The organism is Caballeronia sp. M23-90 (assembly GCF_053574605.1).
Genome location: NZ_JBSIPA010000273.1, coordinates 1 through 8,933, shown reverse-complemented (window position 1 = coordinate 8,933; position 8,933 = coordinate 1). Strand labels below are relative to the sequence as shown.

8 protein-coding genes are annotated in these 8,933 nt (G+C 61.8%); 2 read left to right on the top strand and 6 right to left on the bottom strand.

Annotation, left to right across the window (positions count from 1 at the left end; all coding sequences use genetic code 11):
* From ACRXB1_RS23110 to ACRXB1_RS23085, 6 genes are all read right to left on the bottom strand, one after another.
* Positions 1-1,053, bottom strand: a 1,053-nt coding sequence (locus ACRXB1_RS23110; RefSeq protein WP_449493335.1) for a CaiB/BaiF CoA transferase family protein, incomplete at its 3' end; no start/stop codon positions are given.
* On the bottom strand, positions 1,050-2,234 hold the full coding sequence (locus ACRXB1_RS23105; RefSeq protein WP_062001717.1) for an acyl-CoA dehydrogenase family protein: 1,185 nt from the start codon (positions 2,232-2,234) through the stop codon (positions 1,050-1,052). The genes ACRXB1_RS23105 and ACRXB1_RS23110, both read right to left, overlap by 4 nt.
* A 44-nt stretch (positions 2,235-2,278) precedes the next feature.
* The gene (locus ACRXB1_RS23100) at positions 2,279-3,661 is read right to left on the bottom strand and encodes an MmgE/PrpD family protein (protein WP_179196298.1); all 1,383 of its coding nucleotides are present in this window, start codon (positions 3,659-3,661) and stop codon (positions 2,279-2,281) included.
* Entirely contained in the window at positions 3,658-5,004 is a 1,347-nt protein-coding gene (locus ACRXB1_RS23095) for an MFS transporter (protein WP_062001715.1), read from the bottom strand. The genes ACRXB1_RS23100 and ACRXB1_RS23095 overlap by 4 nt, the downstream gene beginning before the upstream one ends.
* A gap of 129 nt (positions 5,005-5,133) precedes the next feature.
* Positions 5,134-5,634, bottom strand: a complete 501-nt coding sequence (locus tag ACRXB1_RS23090; RefSeq protein ID WP_449493334.1) for a MaoC family dehydratase — start codon at positions 5,632-5,634, stop codon at positions 5,134-5,136.
* A 79-nt stretch (positions 5,635-5,713) separates the two neighbouring features.
* On the bottom strand, positions 5,714-6,697 hold the full coding sequence (locus ACRXB1_RS23085) for a LysR family transcriptional regulator (protein ID WP_449493336.1): 984 nt from the start codon (positions 6,695-6,697) through the stop codon (positions 5,714-5,716).
* A gap of 157 nt (positions 6,698-6,854) precedes the next feature.
* On the opposite strand from ACRXB1_RS23085, the gene ACRXB1_RS23080 reads away from it, so the two are divergent.
* Complete coding sequence (locus ACRXB1_RS23080) at positions 6,855-8,147, top strand: MFS transporter (protein WP_449493333.1); 1,293 nt, start codon at positions 6,855-6,857, stop codon at positions 8,145-8,147.
* A gap of 27 nt (positions 8,148-8,174) precedes the next feature.
* Positions 8,175-8,933 (top strand): M81 family metallopeptidase (locus tag ACRXB1_RS23075; RefSeq protein ID WP_449493332.1); only part of this gene is annotated, 759 nt, incomplete at its 3' end.

The window sequence follows — 8,933 nt, the reverse complement described above, 5'->3', positions numbered from 1 at the left end:
TGCCACGCCGCGGATCTTCCCGAAGCGCGGATGCTCGGCATTGACCACGCCCTCGCGCTCCGCCACGAACGGATTGTCGAGCGCCTGCCTGACGTCGTAGACCGGCGCCGCGGGCACACGGCCCCCGAAACGCTTGAGCCACTCTTCGGTCGTTGCCGTGGAAAGCGCGGCATCGAGTTCCTTTTCAAGCAAGTCCCGGTTGAGCAGCCTCGCCTTGAAATTGTTGAAGCGTTCGTCCGTGACCCACGACGGTTTGTCGAGGACCTCGGCCAGCACGCCCCAGAATTTCTCCTTGTTGCACATCAGGAAAATCCAGCCGTCCTGTGTCTTGTACAACTGGCTCGGCGTGAGCGAAGGATGCGCCGAGCGGCGATCGCGCCCCGTCACCACGTCGCCGTTCAGGTACCACGTGGCGACATAAGCGAGATTGTGCATGGCGACATCGAAGAGACTGACGTCCATGTCGCGGCCGATGCCGGAAGCGCGCGCCTGCACGATTCCCGCAAGCAGCGCCATGGCGGCGGTCGTGCCCGTCATCAAGTCGATGATCGACAGCCCGAAGCGCGCCGGCGGACTGTCAGGCTCGCCGGTGACCGACAGATACCCTGCTTCCGCTTGCATCAGGTAGTCGTAACCCGGCCACGACGCACGGCTTCCGGTGCGCCCATAAGCCGACAAGTGACCGCAGACGATCGCCGGATTCGACTCTTTCAGCTGGTCGTAAGTCAGCCCGAGCTTTGCGGGCAGATCGCCGCGCAGGTTGTTGAAGACCGCGTCGCTTTTCTTCACCAGATCGAGAAGGACACCGCGTGCTTCCGGCTTCTTGAGATCGAGCGTCAGGCTGCACTTATTGCGGTTGAACGCCTCGAAAAAATGGCTGTCGCCTTCGCCGAAAAAATATGGACCGACCGCGCGCCCGACATCGCCGCCTTCGCGGAAATTCTCCACCTTGATGATTTCCGCGCCGAGATCGGCCAGATGCTGCGTCGCGAACGGACCCGCGCCGTACTGTTCGACCGCGACAATACGCACGCCTGAGAGCGGCAAAGTCATACCGGATTCCTCGCAATAAGGTTCTTGGCGATGATGATTCGCTGCATCTCGTTGGTGCCCTCGCCAATGCACAAGAGCGGCGCATCGCGGTACAGGCGCTCGACGTTGAACTCCTTCGAGTAGCCATAGGCGCCATGAATTCGCATGGCCTCGATGCTGTTCTCAAGCGCGGCTTCAGTGGCGAAGTATTTCGCCATGCCGGCTTCCATGTCGCAGCGTTCGCCGCGGTCGTAAGCAACCGCCGCCGCTTCGGTCAAAAGACGCGCAGCCTGCAAGCGTGTCGCCATCTCGCCCAGCTTCAGCGCAATCGCCTGATGTTCGCAAATCGGCTTGCCGAAAGTCTTGCGCTGCTGCGAATAGGACACGGATTCATCGAGCGCTGCCTGCGCCAATCCCACGCCACGCGCGGCCACGTTGATGCGCCCCAGTTCCAGGCCGCCCAGAATCTGTTTGAGTCCTAGTCCTTCTACGCCGCCGATCACCTGCGACACCGGCACGCGAAAATCCGTGAAGGTCAGCTCGCACGTATCGATACCCTTGTACCCGAGCTTTTCGAGCTTGCGGCTCACTTCGAAGCCCGGACCCTTTTCGACGAGGAGGAGCGTCATGCCCTTGTGCCGCGGCTCCGCCTTCGGATCGGTCTTCACGAGCAACGCCAGGACGTTCCCGTGCAGGCTGTTCGTGATCCAGGTCTTGTTGCCATTGACTACATACTCGTCGCCCTCGCGCCGCGCCACCGTGCGGATCGCCTGAAGGTCCGTGCCGCAATCCGGCTCCGTCAGCCCAATGCCGCCACGCAATTCGCCGGTCGCCATGCGCGGCAGATAGGCACGCTTCTGTTCCTCGGTGCCGTTGCGCTGCACGGTCATCGCCATGATCAGATGCGAGTTGATGATGCCGCTCACCGACATCCAGACCGCCGAGATCCGGTCGACAATCTTCGCGTACGTCGATGTGGAGAGACCCAGTCCGCCGTATTCCTGACTGATCAGGCATCCGAACAATCCCATGTCCTTCATTTTCTCGACGATCTCGTGCGGGTACTCGTCGGCCGCTTCGAGTGCGTGGACATACGGCTTCACTTCCGTCTTGAGAAAACGGTCGAGCATGTCGAGGATCAGCACCTCGTTAGCCTTCGCCTCTTCTGCTGTTTCAATCGTTTCTACATCGATGGTAGCCATGAAAATCTCCTGCCCTGACGGGCCCTGAATGCATGCAGCAACAATTAGCCGGGACGGCGCAGCACGTCTGCGAGCGTGGATACGGAAGACCGTTCGAGATTCAGCACGGCGTCGCGCACCTGCGCGGCGCGCTCGCGCGAGACCACGCGCTGCGCGTTATCGAAGAACTTGGCGACGATGTCGTCGTTGGTCAGCGGCCGATCGGACGAGCCGCGATTGATCGCCTCGCGATGCGCAAGACGGCGGCCATCGCGTGTGAAGACAATCACTTCGCCGGTGTAATGGCGCGGGAACGTGGACTCGTGATCCACTTCGTAATTGACGCGTTGCGCCAGGGCCAGCACGGCTGGATCGGCGAGCGCCGCGTCGTCGAGGTCATCGAGCGTGAAGCGTCCCTTGAGCAAGCCTGTCGCCACGATGTACGGAATGCTGAACTGCGCGTCGTAGCTGTTCGCCGGACGCTTCTTGTTCGCGACCGGCTCGCAGATCACGTTCACGGTCGCACCCGGCACGCGCACGACGACGTTTTCGATTTCATCGATGCTGAGGCCGTGCTGCTTGTGCAATTCGACCGCGGCATCAGACGATGCATGGGTGAAATGGCATGCGGGAATCGGCTTGAGCGCAACATGGTCGATCTCCCATTGCTCGCCGAGCCCGTTCGTCGCAATGGAAAGATCCGGCGTGGCATCGTCATTCAGGTGCAGCGAATAAAGCCCATAGCGGCCTTCATAAGGCGCGCCGGGACCCACGAATCCATGCTTTGCAAGCGACGCCGCAACCGTGCCGCTGACCGCGGCCCAGCCCGGATGCAGACGCTTGGTCCACGCGCCGTCCTGCAGGAATTCCAGGCTGCCCGACGCCATGGACAGCGCAATGCCCTGCGCATGCGTCGCGCGTGCTTCGTCGAGACCGAGGAGACGTGCGGCCGCCAGCGTGCAGCCGAACGCGCCGGCCAGTCCCGTGGGATGAAAACCCGTCTTGTGGAAACCACCTTGCGCAACGGCGCCCACCCGGGTCGATACTTCCATCGCACAAAGATAGGCGGCGAGCAGATCGGCGCCGCTTGCGTTCTCGCGCTCGCCGAGCCCGAACACGCAGGGCAAGGCGCTCGCGGTCGAATGAATGACGCCGCGTGCGTGGGTATCGTCGAAATCGAGGCCGTGGATCAGAAGGCCGTTGAAAAGCATTGCGTCGCGCATGGCAAGCCGCTCCGAATGCGCGAACACCGACGCGTGGCCGCTGTCGAGTTCCTGCATGGCGGCAAGCGTCGCACGCGAATAGTTGAACGTGGTCGTGGCAAATGCGAGACCGATGCTGTCGAGTATCAAATGCTTGGCGCGTTCGCGGACGGCCTGGGGCACATCGTCGAGCCGCAGGTTCGTCGTGAAGCGTGCAAGCGCTGCGGAGATGGAAGTTGAGCTCACCGTGCAATTCCTCCTTGCTTGAAATCCAGTTGGGTATCGAGCGCATCTTCGTCGGGCGAGGCCGCTTCGAGCGAATACTGGTTTGCATCGACACCCAGTGAAATGACCGCCACGATCAGCAGCACCAGCACGCCCGAGACCATGCCGAGCACCCCGAATAACCCGAACTGCTGATACAGCAGCACGGCGGCATACGACGTGGTCATGGACGCAAGCCGGCCGCATACGCCCGCGGCACCCGTTCCCCGCAAGCGCAAGGCAGTCGGGAACAACTCGGGCACGTAGCCGAAAAGGCCCAGCGTGACGATGGCGAAGATGCAACTCACCAGGACGAAGCCAACGCACGCAATCGCCACGTTTGCAACCATCTGCGGATAGATGAAACCGAGCACGATGGTCATTGCCGAGAAAAACACGAGACCCTTGGCGCGGCCCAGCCGGTCGGCGCTGAGAAAGCCGAGCACCGCGCCAAACGGCGCGCCGAACGACATCAGCGTGGTGAAGCCCAGCGATGTCACGACGTCCCGGCCTTCCCTCACGAAGAAGGTCGGCAGCCACGCAACAAAGCCGTACACCGCGACATTCACCGCGACCGCGGTAAGCGCCGCCGTCAGCGTGCGGCCGATCATGCCGCGCCGGAACAGTGCGCTGAACGGCAGTTGCGGGACTTCGAGATTCTGCGTGCGCGCGCATTCGGGCAACGGCCCGCGCTGCTTCGCCACCTCCGCTTCGATTGCGCTGACAGTACGCTCCGCTTCTTCAAGGCGGCCGACCGATTCGAGCCAGCGCGGCGACTCCGGCATGCTGTGGCGCAAGGCCCAGACGATCATCGCGCCGATCCCCGCAATGCCGAACATCCAGCGCCATCCGAACATTGGAATCACGACATAGCCCACACTCGTAGCGATCACGAGCCCGGAGTTGACGATCAATCCGAGCAACGAGATCCATCGTCCGCGATAGGCCGGCGGAATGAATTCGCACAGCGTGCCGGCCGCAACCACGAGTTCCGCACCGAGCCCGATGCCCATCAGGAAACGGCAGCCGATCAGCCAGTAGATGCTCGGCGCGAACGCGGCGGCAATCGACATGACGCCGAACAGCGCGAGGTTGAATTGATAAGAAGAGCGGCGTCCGAACCGGTCGCCGAGATAACCGGACAAGCCCGCACCGATCACCATCCCGAAAAATCCCGCCGATACAAACAGCGCGTTCAACTGAAGCGTCGAGAAGCCCTGCTTCATCATCGCCGCGGCAACGCCGCCGGCGAGATACACGTCGAATGCATCGAGGCACGCTCCCGCGCTGATGAGGCCGAGGATCTTCCAGTGGAAGCGCGCCATCGGCAATCTGTCCAGGCGCGCGCCTGAGCTTACGAGTTGATTCACAGTCGTCTCCTTACTGTGAGAGTGAGTTGAAACGCCGTTCGTTCTTGGGCCGAATCGACATCTCCTGCGGGTTGAAACCGTGTTCTATTCCCCCGTGCCATGACCGCGTTTCGCGATCAGCGCGGTGCGCACGAAGTCCATGACCGCGGTGCCGTCCTGCTTGAATGCACGCGTGTGAACCGTGACGATGCCTTGCGTGGGACGGGATTTCGATTCACGCTTTTCCAGCACTTCCGACTCGGCATACAGCGTATCGCCGCAAAACACCGGACCTGTCAGCTTGATCTCTTTCCAGCCGAGGTTGGCGATGGCTTTTCCGCTGACATCGTTGACGGACATGCCGAGCACGATCGCAACCGTCAGGCCGCTATTCACCAGCAACTGGCCAAATTCGCTTTTCGCCGCGTGAGCGGCGTCGCAGTGCATCGGATGAAAGTTCATCGTCAGCAAAGAGAAATGGATGTTGTCGGCCTCGGTGATCGTGCGGCCCGGACGATGTTCGTAGATATCGCCGACCGTGAATTCCTCGAAATACCGGCCATAGCTTGCGCGATACCGCTGCTTTCCCACTTCTTCAGCTTGCATGCTCGATGCTCCCGTCTCAATTGTTAGTTTGTACGGACAAAGTATCGGCTTGAAGTCGGGCAGCGTCAATCGAGGGTATTCACCGACGACGTTCCTTGCTTTTGACCACAGCGCGGGGGCGTGGCCTGGTGGCTGGCGTTGCGGGCTCAGGCGGCGTTTGAAAGACAGTCATCCGTTCCAGGATCCACTTCAGCAACTCTTTGGCGGCTGCGGCGAGCGGCCGCCCTGATTTCACCAGCACCCGCGCCTTCGCTGCCTCGAAGACCGGATGCCTGATTGGCAGCGCCACCAGTTCGCCCGCGGCAATTTCCCGATACACCGAGAACGCGCCGATCAACGTCGCGCCCTCGCCGCGCTTCACGAAGTGACGTAACACCGCCAGCGAATTCGTCGTGAGTGTCGGGCGAATTCGCAGATTCTCTGCATACGCAAGCAGTTCGACCACTTGACCGAGACCGAAGGCCGGCGGCATCAGGGCGAGTGGACACTGCAGCATCTCATCGACAGTCACGGGACCGCCGCGCTGTGCGAGCGGATGCTGTGCATGGACGAGCAGCACGACGGGCTGCGACGCGGTTGCCCGGTATTCGATCTCCGCATGCGCGGGCGGGTTATAAGCGAGCCCGATGTGCGCGCGACTCTCCGCCACCTCGACCTGCACGTTGTTGACCGGCAAGATGTCGACGGCCACATCCAGGTTCGGGTATTGAATGCAGAAGTCCGTGAGCACCTGCTCCATCAATCCGTCTATGTACCCCTCGCTGATCGCGAGCCTGATCTGCCCGCGCTGCAGGCCACGCAGTTCCTGGAGATGGTCTTCGAGTTGTTCCTGCTGCGACTGGCAGCCGCGCCAGTATTCAAGCAGATGCGATGCTGCGTCGGTCGGCTGAACCCCTCGGGCCTGACGCTCGAAGAGCACCGCGCCGATCTCTTCCTCGAGCAACCGGATCTGCCGCGTGATGACCGACGGGGCCGTGTTGAGACTGTCGGCTGCCGCACGGATCGAGCCACAGGTAAGCACCTCGTAGAAATAGCGCAACCGCCGTTGATTCAGTTCTCGCATTCGCTCCTCGCCGGTCAGATGCCGCGTGTAGGTCAGTGTTGCCCGCAAGGCAACGATAGCCAACTTCAGTTGCTCTTGCTCGCCTAATTTTGGATGCCGACGATTGGTTTTGCAACGTTTTCGCGCCGTGCGCGCCCCATGTCTTCCGGAGACTGCCTTGTCCGCCATCCCTTCCACGCTGACCGACGACCGGCATGCCGCCTTGTATCGCAAACTGAACTGGCGACTACTTCCGTTCCTGCTGCTCTGCTATACCTTCGCGTATCTGGATCGGGTCAACATCGGCTTTGCCAAATTGCAGATGCAGAGCGATCTTGGTTTCTCCGATGCAGTCTATGGACTCGGCGCAGGAATCTTCTTCCTCGGCTACGTGCTGTTCGAAGTGCCGAGCAACCTGCTGTTGCCGAAGATCGGCGCACGCAAGACCATCAGCCGGATCATGGTGCTATGGGGGCTGACATCGGCGGCCATGCTGTTCGTGCGCAACGAGCCGATGTTCTATGCAATGCGTTTCCTGCTCGGCGTCTTCGAAGCGGGCTTCGCCCCCGGCATGATCTTCTACCTGACCTACTGGTACAGCCGCGCACGCATGGCACAGGTCATGGCGATCGTGATGCTCGCGGGCCCGTTAGGCGGCATGTTCGGCGGCCCGCTTTCCACCTGGATCATGACGTCGTTTTCCGGCGCGCACGGTCTCGACGGCTGGCAGTGGATGTTCCTCGTCGAAGGCTTGCCCTGCGTGATCTTCGGCATTCTCGCGCTGTTCGTCCTCGACGATCGCCCCGCCGATGCCCGCTGGCTGAACGACGCAGAGAAGCGTCTGCTTGCATCGGAAGTCGAGTCGTCGAGCACTCATCATTCGTTCGCGCAGGTCGCGAAGGACCCGCGTGTCTATCTGATGGCCGTGCCGTACTTCTGCTTCATCTGCGGGATCTACGCGGTCAGCTTTTGGTTGCCGACGATCCTCAAAGCCGATGGCGTCACCGACACCATGCAGATCGGCCTGTATTCCGCGATCCCATACATTGCATCGGCGATTGCGATGACCATTGTCGGACGCAGTTCCGATCGCCGCGGCGAGCGCCGTTATCACAGCGCCATTCCCGCGCTGATCGGTGCAGTGACGCTTGCGATCGCCACGTTTTACGGCGGACAACTCGCGATCTCGCTCATCTGCATCACCATCGCCACCGCAATGATGTGGGTTGCCTACACGGTGTTCTGGGCGATGCCGCCGGACTATCTCAAGGGCGATGGGGCCTCGGGCGGTATCGCCCTCATCAACACGATCGGCCTCACTGGCGGCTTCCTCAGTCCCACGATCATCGGCTGGGCGCGCACCGCGACGGGCAGTCTCCAGGCCGGTCTGTACGTGATGGCCGGCTTGCTCGCGTTCGGTGCGCTCGTGTTGATCATGATGCGCCCGGCGGCCGCGCCGGCATCGCGCTGACGCCTACTTTCTTCGAGAGGTCTTATCTTGTCTCATCAAGCACGCACCATCCTGTTCGCAGGCTTCCAGCACGAAACCAACACCTTCGCTCCATCGAAAGCGGCCTACGAAAACTTCGAGCGCGGCGAGGGATTCCCGCTGATGTCGCGCGGTGCAGACGTCCTCGGGCTGCGCGACGTCAACATTCCCGCAGGCGGTTTCATCCGCGCGGCCGAAGCGGCCGGCCACACGCTCGTGCCGGTGATCTGGGCGGGCGCGAGTCCCTCGGCGCATGTGACCGTCGACGCATTCGAGCGGATCACCGGCGAGATCGTCGAAGCGGCCCGCACACGCAAGTTCGACGCGGTGTATCTCGACCTGCATGGTGCGATGGTGGCCGAGCATGTCGATGATGGCGAAGGCGAACTGCTCGAGCGGGTGCGTAATGTGATCGATGTGATCGACAAGGTGGCTGGCAAGCACGTACCGATCGTGGCGTCGCTCGATCTGCATGCAAACGTGACTGAGCGCATGTTGCGCTCGGCCGATGCACTCGTCGCTTATCGGACGTATCCGCATGTGGACATGGCCGATACCGGCGCGCGCGCCGCCGCGCTGCTCGAGCGGGAGCGTAATGTGATCGATGTGATCGACAAGGTGGCTGGCAAGCACGTACCGACCGTGGCGTCGCTCGATCTGCATGCAAACGTGACTGAGCGCATGTTGCGCTCGGCCGATGCACTCGTCGCTTATCGGACGTATCCGCATGTGGACATGGCCGATACCGGCGCGCGCGCCGCCGCGCTG

Coding starts and splice junctions, on each gene's coding strand:
- ACRXB1_RS23085 (WP_449493336.1), bottom strand. CDS start 6,697: ATGCGAGAACTGAATCAACGGCGGTTGCGCTATTTCTACGAGGTGCTT.
- ACRXB1_RS23095 (WP_062001715.1), bottom strand. CDS start 5,004: ATGGCGCGCTTCCACTGGAAGATCCTCGGCCTCATCAGCGCGGGAGCG.
- ACRXB1_RS23090 (WP_449493334.1), bottom strand. CDS start 5,634: ATGCAAGCTGAAGAAGTGGGAAAGCAGCGGTATCGCGCAAGCTATGGC.
- ACRXB1_RS23105 (WP_062001717.1), bottom strand. CDS start 2,234: ATGGCTACCATCGATGTAGAAACGATTGAAACAGCAGAAGAGGCGAAG.